Raw genomic sequence first — 15,093 nt, forward strand, 5'->3', positions numbered from 1 at the left:
TACCGTCTCTTTTTGATTTTCTAAAAATGCTTTTATGATATTTGCAGTAGCATTACTTAAGAATGTATCAGTTGCCAATAAAATGTGTATATCAGGAATATGATCCAATTTTGGGTTGCTGTTTTGCCAGGTTAGCAGACTATTTAGCTCTGCACTCATCTTTTTAATGTCTGTCTTAGGTAGCCCACTTAGTATCTTTTGCTTGCGTTGCTCAATATGTTTTTGTAATTTTTGCAAATCATCACTACTAATTTCATTTTCTTTGGTATTAGCATATATTGATAATATGTCACTAAGCTGATTATCATTTATGCTATTGGTTAATAGACTTGTACCACAAGTCGTCAGGATAAGACGTGCCATAAGTTCCTCCGATTATACCTTTAATGTGTTGTGCAAGTTGCTTGCTGATATCAACTAAATTACCGTTATTTTTCAAACTTTGCTTTTATCGCCAGCATTTTTTCTATCCAGCCCACCTTACCTTTTTTGCCTTTTGCTTTGCTGAGTTTGGTTCCTTTCCATTTTGTGCCATAGTTATCATGATCAAATAATTGCTCATAAGCATAACGATAGTCATCGGCACTGGCATCTTGCCATTGCATCACTTTATTATAATAACCGCTAAATTTACCATCACTAGGATTATCAACCCAGCTTTTACGATTGCTGTCTAATTCTTTTTTGAAATCTTCAATTTCAATCTGGAATGTTGATAATCCCGCCATGCTTTGCTGACGTAATTTCCTTTCTTTTTCTGATGCTAATTTAGCTTCTACCTCTTTATCTTCTGCAAAAAAACCATAACCTGCCGCTGTTTTGCCGCCAATACCTTGTGTTTGTAAGGCTTGTTTAAGTAATTCTTTGGCAAAATTTGCCCATTTGGGCTCACCTTCAATCACAAAATAAAAGCTACCGCTCACCGCTAATTGGTCGTTAGGAATTGGATTTTCGGTGTCGGTGGCCAGTTTTTTGTCACCACTATAATATTTTTGATGATGGACACTCACGACGTCTCGCACAAAAGGAGATTGGGTTTTATTGGGTATCCACCAAGCATCGTGCCAAATTAAACAACCTGCACCTGCCTCTATACCCTCAATATTTTCATCATTGCCAAATAAAATAGTCGTTATCTTTTTATCCAGACCAATACGGTCGGCATAATGACGCACCACACCTTTGATGCTAGAGCCTGGAATCATTGGCATACCATAGCTATGTTGCGTGATCATACCTGTCTCCAAAGCCCCACCCAATTCCAAGCCCATCATTAGCTTACCTTCGATTTTCGCGCACCATGTGGAGTGATGTTCGCTTAAGGTAGCCTCCTGCCAGCGCTGAAAAGCGAGTAGATATAAATCATCTGGTTTGATGGCACAAATACTATCAAGATGACGTTTTTTCTTAGATTTCTTGCCTTCTTCCCAAACGATAAGTCCGCGCTGCACCATCAACCCTGCATGTGCAGATGATGTCTCATAGGCATTTTGCACAAATGGCTCAATTGCATGTCGTACCAATGGCATGGTTTTTTCCTCACTATTCTGTTTTATCTGCTAAAAAGGCTTGGGTATAGCGTTTAAGCCAGCTGGCAGCTTCAATCGCCTGTCTGGTTAAGAGCTGATAGCTGGCAATATCTGATGCTAAAACGGCTTGATAAAAACCATCAACATCATCATGCTGTTTCATGGTCAATATCAAATGCTCAAGTAATAAACGATGCTGCTCTTTGCCTTTCGCTTGTAAAAAACCAAGTGTTTGAATTAAGCCTGATTGCATAATCATAGGTGGTAAATTTAAAGCTAAAGTACGGTATTCTGCTTCAATGCTTTTGTCTTTCTGCTGTTTAACCAAATCATAAGCACGGGTAGCGTATTGCTGGGTACGAATGGTGAGCATTGTTATCTCCTAGCGGCTAATTTTATTGCCTAATAATAAGCGGCATAATCCACGTCCTATGGTATGTTTACCCCCCAGTTGCAGAAAAATTTCTGTTTTGGGTAGTAAGGCTGCCATTTCATCTGCGCTTTTGTCAGCATACGCTTGGGAACGACTGATACCGACACCAAGTAAGCCCCATAATATCGTTTCGCTGGGTAGGTTTTCTTCGGTCCATAAAGCGCCATCTTTAACCGTACGAGTTTTTTCATCAATGCGTGTGCGGGTGCGAATTTCTGTCGCCGTATCCGCCAAAAAACTCATGACATCATCAGGCAAAATCACCATTCTGCTAAGTAATGCTTGTTGCCATTCTGGCTTGTCGGGATAAACAGTGCTCGCAATTTTTTCCGCCCACTGCTGGGCAATAGGGTCAGTTTTGGCATCAATATCCAAGTCTTCTAAAGCAATTTTATTTTCAAATAGCAGTTTGGTTTGTTCAGTGACTAATGCTTGCTGCTGGCAGGATGGCACGGTTAAATCAATCGCTAAATCTTCTTGATAGCGTTGTAAGATAAATGGACAGGTGGCAAACGCCACCGTGCCAACAAATGAGCGAATGGGCAACAATAATAAATGAGCATCGCCTATGGCAATGGCAGAAGCGAATGAGGCATTATCATTGTTTTTATCGTTTTTAGCACCAAATAATGCCACTGATGCCTTATCATCAATCGTTAAGGTATCACGCAATACGCCTTTTAATGATGAGCCAGGTACAATCGGTAAGTTACTGGCACGAGCGCGCATAATCGGCAAATCCACTGCACCAACTCCTTGACCGGTACCAATATGTAATGCTGATAATGCTTGTAAGTGAAAAGAATAGGTATTCATAACTATTTCCTAAGATTTTTTGTCTTAAATAATGTTTTGCCAGGGATGCAGCACTGCCACACCAAATCCATCTCTTTGGTCTTGAAGAGTATCGCTGATGGGTGATAGCCATAATTGCTTCATCTCTTCATTAAATTTATCGCCTTGCTCAAGTAAGCTAAACCAATACATCGCACCAGCGGGTACAGCTTTACGCATGGCTTTAGGTTTGTGGCTTTGTAAATCCCAACCAGAAACCGCTTGCCAGCGTTTATTACACATTGCCACAAGACGCACCTTAATCGATGTATTTGGTAGATAGCCTTCCATCGTTTTTTTATCAATAAATCCTGGTAAAACGCCTGTGCTAAATAGTGCTGGGGTTAGTAAGGTTAAACAGAATCCGCCTTTTTTGGCAATTTGCTGAGGTAAGTCATCATCACAATCTGGCAAAATCTGCGCTGTTTTTTGTAACCATGATAAGCGACCTTCGCCACCGAATCTCACTAAGCCGTCTGAAATCTTACTGGCATCATTTCCAGCCATACTGCATACCAGCGCCAAATCACCGTTATCCTGTGCTTCTTGCTGATGAGTAGCCAAGCTGCGGCTAAAATCAAAACCAATTGTGGTAAATAGCAGTCCATCATCTGCCGCGAGCGTTTCATCATTAATGCCTGCGTGTAGGCGTGTTTCATAACGAAGTGTCTTGACGCCACGTTGATTAACATCCTCAAACTCAAGTGCTTGACCTTTTTGCCAAGCACAAAAATCTTCCCATATCCAAAATTCGGCACCTGCAACAGGTTTGCCTTTTTGCTCTTCCACTGTCATCACAGGCAGCAATTTATCAGGCAAATCCGAAAAACAACCTGCGTCATAAGGCTTGGGTAAGCAGCGGATAATGTTAATGTATCTATATGTGCTTTGTTGCCCAATATCCATATAGATAGCATTGTCTGGTTTGGGAACTAAAAAAGTTATCTTATTATTGGCTTTTTTGACGAGAAAAACTCCCTTTACGGCGATTGCTTCAATCTGCTGTTTATCCGTATCACTGAGATTTAATTGTTTTTGAGAGCCATGAATATCAGTCAGCTTGAAAACATGATTTTCAATGAGCTGCGTACGCATCAAGCCAGCGGCGCTAGAAGGTAGAGGAAAAGTAATATCAGTTTTACTGCTGCTGGCGCCAAAAGGTCGTGCGGTACGGAAAACTAACGGCGCTTTTGGAGTAATCAGATAGGTTTGCCATTGTGTCTGTTTGTTTGACTTAGTCATGACGGTTCTCCATCAAAATATCAGTGCTGGTTTTGGCAGCCAGCCAACGAGCGATAATCAATTCATCGGCTAACTTTTGCATATCACCAAGTTGATCTAAGCGATTAGTTAAAGCAATTTGTAACTCTTTCTGAATATCCTGCCCATCCATTGTTTTAGCTTGCTTTAACATACGGCCAAGCTCTGCTTGGCGAATATTTTGCAATTGTGCATCATCAGTTGGAAAATGGGTTCGGATAACAATTTCCTGCATGTCATAGGCGATACGGCTTGGCAAGGTTTTTTGAGAGAATGCGTTTATCCAATTCACTAATGCCTGCTGAGCACCATCATCATCCCAACGTAATCGAATACTGCGAGTGATGCCTGAGCGAAGGCTTAAGGTAATCCCCAAAGCATTACGGCGTTGATCGTCAGATTCACCATCACCTTTGGCAATACTTTCTGCTGTTTGGGCTAATTGGCGAATATTCGCCAGTGGGGTCATCAGATGCACAATGGCTAAACCAACCGAAAGAGTCGGCGTTTGCGCCCCAAGTTTTGTTGCTACTGCCGCTAAGGATTGCTGAAAGGCTTTTTGCAAAGCATCCGCACAGGCATAAGCATGATTTAACGGCACGAAACCGAGAACATCATCACCACCTGCATAAATGGTATGCCCTCAGTTTTCACGCATAATATTAGGCACAGCTTGGGCAAAGCTGGATAAGGCTTTGGTAATGGCTTGATGATTGTCTTGGGTTTGTGCTTTATCAATCAATTTGCCCATATTGTCGCCATCTGCCAATAACAGCACACCATAAGGACAAGGTTCGCCATAGTCTTTTGAGATGTGGTTTAAAACCTTACGCAGATTTTCTAATTTTTCAATCAATTCAGCTGTTTTAGCATGATTTTCTTTTGATTTAACATTTTTTTTGACAGATCTTATCTCAGCATCAAGGCGTGACACATATAATAATTCCCCATCATAAGGAAAATCAGCATAAATACTGTTTTTATTACTATCGGTATTGCCTTTCACCCGAGTAGCGACGCCAAGACGAATCAGCGGTTCATAAGCATCTACAAGCGCCTGTTTAGGTTTTTCCTCTAACTGTGATAACCAGCCATCAATACAAATACGGCTAATTGACGTAAATTGTTCTGGTTTGCCGCCAAAGCGTTTTACCACCCCCATGCAATCCAGTTGCTCTGACTCAGCCAGTCGTAATTTTTGTTTAACTTCTTTGGATATTCTTTCCGCCAGAACGGTTTCATAGGCACCATCCAATGAAGATTTGGGTAGCATGAAAGCGCTATCGCAAGCACTTTGAGCGCTTGTTTGCTGAAAATCACGCGTGGCTTTGCGCGCAGCCAATAGACGGTTCGCTTTCTCATTGACTTCGGCATAACTCAAGTTGCTAAATTGCACCCAAACCGCTTGTATCTCCAAATAAGTATGGATTTGTGCCTGCCAAATCTGCTCACGAATGCAGTCGTCTAACTCCTTTCTAGCTTTCTTTGCCTCAGCAATAAAATAATTTTTACCTGCTTGTTTGACCTGAGCCACTACATCCAGCATGCTTTTTTCATTCTCTGCCTGCACGATTGCCTGCACTTTATTGCCTACAGACAATTCACTATTCGGCGCAAGAGATGTTTTGTGTTCGATACTGGGAAAAATTAACTGGGCATTATGATTATAAAGCTCAAGCGCACAGGCTTTTGCTACTTCAGACAATAGCCACGAACCACACCATAAATCACGACTATTTCTGGCACTGGCAATAAAGTCCTGCACTGGACCCACGGCTAGAATAAGCATATAGTCAAATCAACTAAAAAACAGGACGTTTTATAAACATGACCTTAGTGCTTCTGGCGGTAAATGGTGTTCTGTTTTTTAGCTGATTGCACTATATTCAATACTTCCAGTATCCTTGATAATTTGCTTTATCCTCTTATTATAAGAAGGGTTGGTTTTTAATAGATTTCACAATAAATTGCTGCATATCATCCCCTAAACGATTATTTCTTGAAAAAATGTAAAAATGCTTGAATAGGATCAATGTCTTGATTATTGGCACCATTATCCCGCATTGGCGGAATATCTTTGCCCTTGCCTGCCTCCCATGCCTTAACTTCTTGACTCTTGATTGGCTTTAATTTGGGAATTTCATACGGCAACACCAAAACACAAGATTGAAACCTACTACCATCATAATAAGCACGCAAAATCAAGGGGCTTGCCATGCGCTCGCCAATCTCCTCGTGAGGCTCAATATTAGCATTCACCGCATTTTCATTTTTTGACTGAATTAAAATAGGCAAACCAAACATCGCCCGTGGGAATAGATTTCCTGCTTGATGCTCAGGTTTATGCTTGGAAGAGTAATCTTCTTTAGGACTTAAACGACGCAAAGTATCAGGCTCTGGCTAATAGCTACGACCAGCATGATCTGTTCCTTTTCTTCGGCCAATTCCCTTACCTTGGCGAAAATCCCTTAACTTTTTCACTGCCACTGACCAAGCACTGATGGCATCCTTAGCTGGACGCAAAATCAACTGACAGCCATATTGCGAAACTTCATCTGGCTGAAAAGGCTTACATACCTTTTCAGCATCCGCATGGTTTGGGGCGTTTTTTGCACATTGACACGCATTTACCTTAACACTGCCCAAGCCACGCCGTGTTCTTGCGCCCACCCCACCAAAATTTGCCCATAAGCGCAAGGCTTCAAAAAATTGCTGTTTTTGTTCCTCATTCACTGTCGTGGCAAATCGAATTGTTAAAGTGAAATCAAAGCTAGGGTTAAGTAATCGATGTTTATCTTTATCTTTATCTTTATCTTTATCTTTATCTTTATTTTTGCCATTGTCGTTGTATGCAGGAAATAAGGCATATTTTGGATATTGTTTGTTTGTAAAGTCGGTCAAATCTTTTTCAGCAATGGCTCGTGATTGTGTACTAATAAATACAGCACTTGCCCGCATCTGCTCTCCGCCGCCAAACAGCGTAAATTCCGCTTCGCGTATTTGTTCAGGGGATAATTTTAATTTTTGCTTGGCAAGCAGGCGCCACCAAAATCGTAGCTGTCCACGAATACCGCTGGCTCGAATCGGCATTTGTTGGTCTACCGTATAAGCATCTACTCCGCCACCATACATGGGCGTCAGTAGGGTGCAGGTAAAGGTATAAATGCTCTGTTTTTCTGTATAGGCATTCAGTCGATGATTTAACAATTGCTGAAGTTGCTCTTCTGTATCAAATTCCTGAATATTCGGCGGTGTACGCATGATTATTCCTTTTGATAAAGATTGTTACTTCTAGCTAATTATCTTATCACTAAAAAATATATAATCCCGATGAAAAATATAAATATTTAATCCCTGTGCTGCTACAGGGATTTTTTATGTTATGCGTCGTCCTGCCAGCAGCCAAAGGCTTCATGGAAATGCCATGGTTTGTTGTCACGTTTCGGTAGGGTGATGACAGAAAAAAGTTTCGTCATATCATCCATATTCTTCTGAGCATTGGTTTTGCTATCTAATCTGAATTTGTCGGCGATGTTGTCGATTTGCTCGGCTAGGTTGGTGTTCAGCCATGGGGTAATTGGGGCGTTGGGGTTGGGGTTAAAGGTGTAGGGCTGGATGTGGTCTGCTGCGCTTTTCGCGCCGTGAAAGCCGCCGTTGGCGTCAATTTGTTCTCGGTGGTAGGGGATGTTGTCGCCGTTTTCGGGGCGGATGATGTAGTCGTTTTCTGTTTCGCTTTGCCGAAAGGGGCTGAGGCGGATTAAATGGGTGTGTTGGCGGTTGAAGGTGTTGTCTTGCCAGTAGGCGTTGATGATGTTGATGTCGCTGTTGTTCATGAGTTCTGCTAGGGCTTGGTGTTCAAGGTCGGCAAGGCGTTCTCGTGGGGCGAGGTTGTTGGGTTTGATGATGCGTGGCTGGGCGTCGATGCGCGCCAGTTGTTCGGCGGGGATGAGTTGTTTGAGGTCGTGGTTGGTAAGTGGGTGGGTGGCGCTTTCGTAGCCAGGGTTTTGTAGGCAATGGTGTTTGCCTTTTAGGGCGCGGATGTTGTGCTGCCAGATGCCGATGTTGGGGCTTTCAGGTAGCCTATCGGGGCGGTGGCGGTTGATGCGTCCTGCGAGTTGGATGAGGGAGCGTATGGAGCTGGGTTCGACGATTGCCCAGTCGTAGTCATGGTCGCGCCCGACTTCGCAGACGGGGCTGGCGAGGACGATAAAGAGGTGGTGGGTGGCGTTTGGGTGGGCGGCGATGGTGTGTTGGATGCTGGCGTTGTCGGTGGGTTGTTGTCTGTTTTTGCGGTTGAGGATGGTGTCGAGCTGGGTTTCTAGTTGGTTTCTTAAGAGTAGTATTTGTTGGCTGTGGTAAACGGCGAGGTGGATGTGGGTGTCGGTTGGGATGGTGTCGGCTTGGTGTAGTGCAAGGGCGGTTTGCATGAGTGGGTTGATGTTTGCCATGCGGATTAGTCCGACGCTGATGGTTTTGTCTTGATGGTTCAGGTGGTGGCGGTGGTGGTAGTTGATGGCGTGTGTGAGTAGTTGTTTGGCAAGCGGGCGGTATAGGTCTTCGTCAAGTTCTGCCATGTCATCATTAGGGTCGTAGTTTGTTGTTATTTCTATGATTTTTCCAATTTTATGGATGGGCTGTTGTTTCAGGTAGCTTTGGCGTTTGTTCAGAAAGGTTTGGTGGGCGTTGTTGAGTTGTTGGCTGTTGGTGCAGGTGTGTATTTCGCTGTGTTGTTCGTCGCTCCATAGGCAGGGGATTTGTGGGGTGGGGAGGTTGAATTGGGTGTTGTATAGTCAAATCAGCTAAAAAACAGAACGTTATCTACCGCCAGAATGGCTAGATAAGGGCTATAGGATGTTTTGTTTTTTAGCTGATCGCACTATAGATTTTGCGTCCTGCTAGGTAGGCGGTGAATAGTCCGTGGATTTGGTCGGGCTGTAAGGTGGCGGAGGAGAGGATGAGGCGGCTGCCGTAGAGTCCTGCAAGGTGTACTAAACGGCTGAGGGCTGGCAGGTCGGCATCGGAGAAGTCGTCGGGTTCGTCAAGGATGAGGTCGCTGGAGAGTAGGCGTAGGATGGGGATGATGTAGCGGCCGCCGCGTTGTTGTTCGCTGGCTTGCATGAGGTGGTCGATGGTGCAGCTGATGATGGGGCTGTAGAGGAGTTGTTGGGCACTTTTGTTAGCGGTGAGGATGCCGAGTTTGAGTTGGTCGTAGTCGGCGGGGTCAATGTTGCTGTCTACATATTGGTCCAGTAGGGTGTCGGCGGATTCGCTGCCATTGTTGGGGGTATCGTCTTCTTGGTTGAGCCCGAAAAGTTGTTTGTTGGCGTGCCCGCCAACTAGAACGGCAAGGTCGCTGTCGCTGAGTTTGAGGTCTTGGCGCAGGCTTTTGCCTGTTTGCAGGGTGAGGGTGCGTAAGCCTAATGCGATGGTGATGCGTGCGCCGTGTTTGGGGTTGGCTAGGGCGTAGGCAATGCGGGCGTTGGCGATGGTTTTACCGCTGCCTGTGGATGCCATGTTGATGGCGAAAAAGCCGTGGGTTTCGCTGCTTTCACTGGCTTGTCTGGCGAGTTTAAAGGCTTGGTTTTGCCAGCGAAAGTTGGGATGGTCGGTATTTTTAGCGAGTGTGTCGTGGTCTTTGAGCTTAGGTAAGGCGGTTTGAATGGCAGGTAAGGCTTTGGCAAATTGTCCGCAGTAATTCGCAACACCAAGTAGGTGTTCGTCAAGAGGTTGATTGGGGGTATTGTTGCCGTCGCGTACGGTGTTGGCGATGAGTGTGCTGTTCCAGTTTTTATCGCCTGCTACACGCGCTTTGCTGTCTTGATTTAGTGCGGAGTAGTTGTGGTCGCCTGTCATTAAGATGAGGCGGGAGAGGTTGAGCAGAAATGGGTTGCTGATGGGGGTTTGCGGTTGGTCAGCGGTTTTGCTGTGTTTTTGGCTGAGGGCTTGTAAGGTCGGGTCGGCTTTGGCTTTTTCAGCGTAGCGTTTGAGCTGTTTTTGTAGGGCTGGACTGTGCAGTACGAGGGCGTCAAATTGCCAGTTTTGCGCGAGGTTGCCTTGTGAGTTCGGATTGTGTACCCAGTGGTTGATGGCTTTGAGTGTGCGGTAAAATTCGCTGGCGGTGGTGCGGTATTTGTTGTTGCCTGCTTGCAGCATTTCTTTTCTGGTAGCTGCTTCTTCATAGCCGTCACCAGTATTATCATCGTTTTGTTTTATTGGCAGCGGTGGTAGGCGGTGGTGGGTGACGATGAGCCATGCAATCCATTGTGCCAGCGGTGGCAGGTGTTCCAAATTGGCTTGGCGATAGTGTGGCTCGGTGAGCGTGGGCGGGGTTTTCAGGTAGCCTTTGATATTGGCGAGGCGGTCAAATACGGCGTTATCGCTCGTGCAGCCGTCAATTAGCCATAGAAAGAGTTTGAGCGATACCCATTCATGGCGATAGGGGTCGCCTCCTTTGTAACGCTGTCCGTTAAGTTTGCGCTGAAAGAGAACGCTGGATTTGCCAATGTCGTGTAAGAGTGCCGCAAGGATGGCGATGAGCTTCATCGCGGTGAGATTTTGCCAGCGGTTTTCCCAGTCTTGATGCATGAGGTTTCTCTTGGTGTGATTGACAGGCACGATGCCTAGTTCGTTGAATTTGCGTTTATTGCCGATTATCCAAACGAGTTCGGTAAGTTGTCGGCTTTTGATTCGATGGCAGCTAACGGCGGTGGATTTGGTGGCAGTTTTGCGCAGCAAACTGGCAACGGTCTTCAGTCCTTCTTCGGTTATTGCAGTTTGCCAAACGTTATCACCAATACGGTTGGCAAAGCTATCGAGGATGCGGCGGGTGCGCTTGAGGGCTTTTTTCTCGCATTGGCTGATAAAGGTTACCATCATGGAGTATCACTCCAGTCTGTTTTCAGCGCTAGGGCTTTAATTTGTTCAAATTGGTAATCTAAGGCTTGATAGGCGAGAAAGTGATTGATGCATTCTTGACGGAATTGTTGTTCGCTGAGGTTTTCAGCGGCACTGATAAAGGCAAGCGGCAGAATAAGCGTGTCTTTGATGAGGTCGGCAATATCAAAGACTAATGCACCGCGACGGGTTTTTCCGTGCATGACTGCAAATGCGTGCGGAATGCCTAATACCCATGTGGCGGTGGCGCCGAGTCCGTAGGCGAGGTAATTGCCATGATTGAGAAAGGTATTGGCTTTGTCGATGCCGTCATGGTCACGCGTAAAGCCTGTTTGATGGGTGAGTGCTGCTGCGTGTTGGTAGAGGGCTTTGGTGAGGCGAGCTTCGTGTTGTAAAAGATGGGTGACGCTTGCTTGTTGAGGGAGTGTTTGCGCTGAATGGTCGATGGTTTCTAGGATTTCTGATGCGTTAAAGCCATAAGCAGCGAAATCTCTATCTTTTTGCCAAATATGTTTTAAGTAATTTAAGCGCGCGGTTTGTAGTTGTTTTGCCGCTTGTAAGCGTTTGTCTTCATCAAACCACCAGCTTAACCAACCTTGTAGGTATTCTGTGGGGCGGTATTCATTTTGGGGCGTGAGCCATTCCACCGCATTGCCTGCAAAAAGCGGGGTGCCGCCACCACCACAAAAACCAACGAGAACACCTGCTTGAGAAAGTACACGCATCGCTGCTTGGGTGATGGATGTGCCATTGCCAAGTAGAATGCAAGTGGTATTGGCGATAGGAATGTTGAAATAGAGATTGGCTTTATCGTCTTCGGTCAAATACAGTATTCGACCGTCTTTTTGCATGACGCGACAGTATTCGAGGTAGTAAAGATTAGCGCGCTTGCTATGGAGAATGGTTTTGAGATATGAAGAGTTGAAGTGTGTGTTTCGATAAGGGTTATTAACCATTTTCGTTTCCCTAACACTTATAAGCGATTATCTATCATAACGTATCTTAAGTTGAAATGATGCGTGATAACAAGCAGTGTTTATCAGATTTTTATATGTTTATTAAAAGAATAGATAGTGGTTTGAAAAGTATGCTGGAATATTATCAAATAATCTAATAGTAATTAAATATTTAAATATCAATATATTAAAAGAAATGTTTTTGTAAAAGTATGTTTAACATACTTTTCAAACCACTATCTGCTGGACTATGACTCAATCATTTCAATAGTAATAAAATATTAAATTTCAATACATTGGATTGATATTTTTTTACAGAAATTACTCAGTATATTTTTCAAACGATTACCAAAAAATAAAAGGAATAAAAACTTTTATTTGACTTCGCATAATTGGCGTACTATGATAATCCAATAATTCAACAAGTGTTGAAATATGGAAACAGAAGAAAACAATATCGATACAGCTTGTCAAGAGCATGAGCATTCTCCGACTGGGAAACTTTCGGTTTCTCATGAAGATATAGAAGCGACGGTGGCTTTATTGACGGCAATGGCAGATCCCGCTCGGTTAGCACTTCTGCTTTTATTAGCACAGGTTGAAGAGGCATGTGTTACTGCGATTGCAGAATCGATGCAAGAGAAAACCAATACAGTATCTATGCGATTGAAGAAACTTTTTGATGCTGGATTGGTGGTAAAACGTCGTGATGCTCGGCATATTTATTATCGTTTACGCGATGAGCATATTGTCGATATTGTTCGCAATGCTTTATTGCATGCCCGTGAATTGCGTTCTTAATGGTTAATAGGAGTTCTAAGATGTCTTGTAAAGTTCATGAAAATCATCCCCATCAACATGGTAAAGATTGTGGACACGTTGCTATTCAGCATGGAGAACATGTTGATTATTTACATGATGGGCATTTGCATCATCCGCATGGTGAACACGTAGATGAGTGCTGCATTGAAGTTAGCGATAAGAATCCTGATCGTTGCACAAAAGATGAATTAAAGGCTTGTGGTTGCAGTATTCATTGTGAATGCAGTTGTAGTAGCGATTGTGAATGTGGTTGTGCTGACCATCATGCAGCGGGCTGCCATGATAAAGATCATCAGCATGGTGAAGGCTGTGGACATCCAGCAGTTCCACATGGCGATCATATTGATTATTTGGTAAATGGTCGTTTGCATCATGTTCACGGCGATCACTGCGATGATCACGGTCCAGTAGACTTGGTTTAAATAAAGCTTCTCATCCCCCTCTAAAATTTGAGGGGGATTTTTTTTAATTTGTATTTTAATCAGCCATCACAACGTGACGATGATAAGCGATAAATTGATCAAATTGTGCTTGGCTTAATATGGTTGGTCGCGTCATGATTTCTAAAGGAAATTCTTTTCCTTCTTTTTGATAAGGTGGGTGAAGATAGATATAGGGATTTTGAACAAAATCTGCTCGTTGATAAAAAGCCAGTCTTCGTTTGGCAATATCTGTTTCCGGCGGATCAATTTCTAGAATAATCGGTAAATTATCTTTAAGAGTAGAGAGAATATAGGAACCTTCTCCTTTGCCTCGTCGATTAGGCACAATGCAAAAATGTTCAATATAATTAAAGTGCTTTGTTTCCCAACGGATTAACAGTCCTATTAAAGAATCATTTTGTTCCATTACTTCAAAATAGCAGTCAGCATGACGCATTGCTTTTTCTTGAGATTTTAGCGAGCGTTGCTCATGTGTTGGAAAGCTTTTTTGATAAAGTTCCCATGCAGCCTTAAATCTTGGATCATCAACTGTTGTTAAGCGAGAAGTTTGAATATTCATTATTTTTATCCGTTTTTACTAAAAAATAAGAGCAAGAAAACTTGCTCTTATCATCAAGACAAAACTTTGTATATGAGGCTTTTTAATAATACCACTGACGAACTGGACCAGAGTCAACATGGATAAAGTTAGAACCTCTGTAAATTCCTACGCCACCAGCATTTAAACGCATTGCAATTGCTTTTAATTGACGAGAGTTAAAGCCTTTAATGGCAATATCTGCTGCCATTGCTTTCATGTGATAACTATTTTTGCCAACATTCTTCGAGCGGCGAGCGAGCATTCGATTAGTTGCTGGTGAGCGGTAACCACTGTTGAGCTCAATAGTAGTATTCATGCCAACGTTTGCTTGGATATAGTTAAGAATATTAAGTAAATCAATATCGACTGGTTTGATACTTTGTTGACGAAAATCTCGAAAAAAGCGACTGACTTCGTCGATAGAAGGCTGGATGTAACCATAATCCGGTGTCCAATACACTGTCCGTAAGCTTTCTGCAGTATGTGGGTTATACATTTTAATCATGCGCTCACGACGAGAGGCGGCTTTTGCCCATTCACTAGGTAATAAAATACCTGCTGTTGCAACAATTGCTGTTTTTAGAAAAATTCGTCGATCATGACGGGTACAGCAAGGGCAATCGTGGCTATGTTCAAATTCTTCAATAGTGACAGGATGTTGAGGAGAAAAGTGACGGGACATGAATACACCATGCTTCTAAGAAACCGGCATAAACTATAATAGATTTTAATGTAAGACGCAAGGAACTTGCTAAAGAAAATAATCAATAAAAATCTAGAAAATTTTTACAGATTTGATGGTGGTGGCTACGCCCTGACTCGAACAGGGGACCCCATCATTATGAGTGATGTGCTCTAACCAACTGAGCTACGTAGCCATAGAGGCGCGCATTATGCGGATTTGTTTACTTGCTGTCAAGTATTTTGTGTTTGTTTCATTGGATGCTGATTGTGAATTGGGGACAGACAATGATGCAGTTATCTATTCATTTCCCTAATCGTTTAGACTCAGTGATGCGTCTTTAATTTATTCTGACACAGAATTGTGAATGGTCTCTTAAAGTAATTACCATTTGTGAGTCATGCCGTTGACCAGCACTCACTTCAATGACGACCAGATTACCATAAACATCAACTACTAAATGAATCTTACTGCTGTTGCCAGCAACACTTTTATAATATAGCAAGGCTCCCAAAAAAAATGCATACAGCGCTTGGAGATAGGATTTTATTTTCAAAGTGAGACTTTTATAAAAAAACATAAAATAGAAAAATTTCAATTTTTTAAATTTTGAAAACAAATTAAAATCAATAAGCGTTAGATTTTTTTACTAGTAGCAAA

The 15,093-nt window shown here is 43.1% G+C and carries 14 protein-coding genes, 1 tRNA gene and 3 pseudogenes; 2 read left to right on the forward strand and 16 right to left on the reverse strand.

What is annotated here, in order from left to right:
* The 12 genes and pseudogenes from A5N85_RS03080 to cas1f all read right to left on the reverse strand — a co-directional run.
* A pseudogene (locus A5N85_RS03080) lies at positions 1–363 on the reverse strand (putative CRISPR-associated protein); the annotation flags it as partial.
* 65 nt (positions 364–428) lie between these two features.
* Entirely contained in the window at positions 429–1,529 is a 1,101-nt protein-coding gene (gene cmr6 / locus A5N85_RS03085; protein WP_072575926.1) for a type III-B CRISPR module RAMP protein Cmr6, read from the reverse strand.
* A gap of 13 nt (positions 1,530–1,542) precedes the next feature.
* A complete protein-coding gene (gene cmr5, locus A5N85_RS03090; protein ID WP_072575927.1) occupies positions 1,543–1,902 on the reverse strand; it encodes a type III-B CRISPR module-associated protein Cmr5 in 360 nt (119 codons plus the stop codon).
* A gap of 9 nt (positions 1,903–1,911) precedes the next feature.
* Positions 1,912–2,778 (reverse strand): type III-B CRISPR module RAMP protein Cmr4, encoded by an 867-nt coding sequence (gene cmr4, locus A5N85_RS03095; RefSeq protein ID WP_072575928.1) that lies wholly within the window; start codon positions 2,776–2,778, stop codon positions 1,912–1,914.
* 24 nt (positions 2,779–2,802) lie between these two features.
* Positions 2,803–4,038 carry a type III-B CRISPR module-associated Cmr3 family protein gene (locus A5N85_RS03100; protein ID WP_072575929.1) on the reverse strand — a complete coding sequence of 412 codons (1,236 nt, stop codon included), beginning with the start codon at positions 4,036–4,038 and terminating at the stop codon, positions 2,803–2,805.
* Positions 4,031–5,845 (reverse strand): annotated as a pseudogene (gene cas10 / locus A5N85_RS18125) (type III-B CRISPR-associated protein Cas10/Cmr2). Before cas10 ends, A5N85_RS03100 begins: the two are co-directional and overlap by 8 nt.
* A 203-nt stretch (positions 5,846–6,048) precedes the next feature.
* Entirely contained in the window at positions 6,049–6,441 is a 393-nt protein-coding gene (locus A5N85_RS03110) for a hypothetical protein (RefSeq protein WP_072575930.1), read from the reverse strand.
* 15 nt (positions 6,442–6,456) lie between these two features.
* On the reverse strand, positions 6,457–7,317 hold the full coding sequence (gene cmr1, locus A5N85_RS03115; protein ID WP_072575931.1) for a type III-B CRISPR module RAMP protein Cmr1: 861 nt from the start codon (positions 7,315–7,317) through the stop codon (positions 6,457–6,459).
* Between the two features lie 119 nt (positions 7,318–7,436).
* A complete protein-coding gene (locus A5N85_RS14970) occupies positions 7,437–8,630 on the reverse strand; it encodes a P-loop NTPase family protein (RefSeq protein WP_143143163.1) in 1,194 nt (397 codons plus the stop codon).
* 49 nt (positions 8,631–8,679) lie between these two features.
* Positions 8,680–8,850 carry a hypothetical protein gene (locus A5N85_RS15580; RefSeq protein ID WP_169818611.1) on the reverse strand — a complete coding sequence of 57 codons (171 nt, stop codon included), beginning with the start codon at positions 8,848–8,850 and terminating at the stop codon, positions 8,680–8,682.
* Positions 8,851–8,919: 69 nt separating this feature from the next.
* The gene (cas3f, locus tag A5N85_RS14530) at positions 8,920–10,932 is read right to left on the reverse strand and encodes a type I-F CRISPR-associated helicase Cas3f (RefSeq protein ID WP_084601585.1); all 2,013 of its coding nucleotides are present in this window, start codon (positions 10,930–10,932) and stop codon (positions 8,920–8,922) included.
* The gene (gene cas1f / locus A5N85_RS03125; protein WP_072575932.1) at positions 10,929–11,906 is read right to left on the reverse strand and encodes a type I-F CRISPR-associated endonuclease Cas1f; all 978 of its coding nucleotides are present in this window, start codon (positions 11,904–11,906) and stop codon (positions 10,929–10,931) included. Before cas1f ends, cas3f begins: the two co-directional genes overlap by 4 nt.
* 435 nt (positions 11,907–12,341) lie before the next feature.
* Here cas1f and A5N85_RS16025 point away from each other — a divergent pair, with 435 nt between their 5' ends.
* Together A5N85_RS16025 and A5N85_RS16030 are read left to right on the forward strand one after the other, a co-directional pair.
* Positions 12,342–12,707, forward strand: coding sequence for an ArsR/SmtB family transcription factor (locus A5N85_RS16025; protein WP_072575933.1), 366 nt, complete (start codon positions 12,342–12,344; stop codon positions 12,705–12,707).
* Between the two features lie 20 nt (positions 12,708–12,727).
* Entirely contained in the window at positions 12,728–13,150 is a 423-nt protein-coding gene (locus A5N85_RS16030) for a hypothetical protein (RefSeq protein ID WP_072575934.1), read from the forward strand.
* A gap of 55 nt (positions 13,151–13,205) precedes the next feature.
* Here A5N85_RS16030 and A5N85_RS03140 read toward each other — a convergent pair whose 3' ends face one another.
* From A5N85_RS03140 to A5N85_RS17180, 4 genes and pseudogenes are all read right to left on the reverse strand, one after another.
* Positions 13,206–13,730: a GNAT family N-acetyltransferase gene (locus tag A5N85_RS03140; protein WP_084601587.1), complete on the reverse strand. Its 525-nt coding sequence runs from the start codon at positions 13,728–13,730 to the stop codon at positions 13,206–13,208.
* Positions 13,731–13,812: 82 nt separating this feature from the next.
* Positions 13,813–14,433, reverse strand: coding sequence for a YcbK family protein (locus tag A5N85_RS03145; protein WP_072575935.1), 621 nt, complete (start codon positions 14,431–14,433; stop codon positions 13,813–13,815).
* 119 nt (positions 14,434–14,552) lie between these two features.
* A tRNA-Met gene (locus tag A5N85_RS03150) sits at positions 14,553–14,629 on the reverse strand.
* Between the two features lie 180 nt (positions 14,630–14,809).
* A pseudogene (locus A5N85_RS17180) lies at positions 14,810–14,926 on the reverse strand (IS5/IS1182 family transposase); the annotation flags it as partial.
* Positions 14,927–15,093 lie beyond the last annotated feature (167 nt).

The sequence above is a fragment of the Suttonella ornithocola genome (assembly GCF_001889065.1).
GTDB classification, from domain to species: Bacteria; Pseudomonadota; Gammaproteobacteria; order Cardiobacteriales; family Cardiobacteriaceae; genus Suttonella_A; species Suttonella_A ornithocola.

What these genes read in the sequence shown, in the direction of transcription:
- cas1f (WP_072575932.1), bottom strand. Translation starts at nt 11,906, where the DNA reads ATGGTTAATAACCCTTATCGAAACACACACTTCAACTCTTCATATCTC.
- A5N85_RS03100 (WP_072575929.1), bottom strand. Translation starts at nt 4,038, where the DNA reads ATGACTAAGTCAAACAAACAGACACAATGGCAAACCTATCTGATTACT.
- A5N85_RS03140 (WP_084601587.1), bottom strand. Translation starts at nt 13,730, where the DNA reads ATGAATATTCAAACTTCTCGCTTAACAACAGTTGATGATCCAAGATTT.
- A5N85_RS16030 (WP_072575934.1), top strand. Translation starts at nt 12,728, where the DNA reads ATGTCTTGTAAAGTTCATGAAAATCATCCCCATCAACATGGTAAAGAT.
- A5N85_RS14970 (WP_143143163.1), bottom strand. Translation starts at nt 8,630, where the DNA reads ATGGCAGAACTTGACGAAGACCTATACCGCCCGCTTGCCAAACAACTA.
- cmr1 (WP_072575931.1), bottom strand. Translation starts at nt 7,317, where the DNA reads ATGCGTACACCGCCGAATATTCAGGAATTTGATACAGAAGAGCAACTT.
- cmr6 (WP_072575926.1), bottom strand. Translation starts at nt 1,529, where the DNA reads ATGCCATTGGTACGACATGCAATTGAGCCATTTGTGCAAAATGCCTAT.
- cmr5 (WP_072575927.1), bottom strand. Translation starts at nt 1,902, where the DNA reads ATGCTCACCATTCGTACCCAGCAATACGCTACCCGTGCTTATGATTTG.
- A5N85_RS03145 (WP_072575935.1), bottom strand. Translation starts at nt 14,433, where the DNA reads ATGTCCCGTCACTTTTCTCCTCAACATCCTGTCACTATTGAAGAATTT.
- cas3f (WP_084601585.1), bottom strand. Translation starts at nt 10,932, where the DNA reads ATGATGGTAACCTTTATCAGCCAATGCGAGAAAAAAGCCCTCAAGCGC.
- cmr4 (WP_072575928.1), bottom strand. Translation starts at nt 2,778, where the DNA reads ATGAATACCTATTCTTTTCACTTACAAGCATTATCAGCATTACATATT.
- A5N85_RS16025 (WP_072575933.1), top strand. Translation starts at nt 12,342, where the DNA reads ATGGAAACAGAAGAAAACAATATCGATACAGCTTGTCAAGAGCATGAG.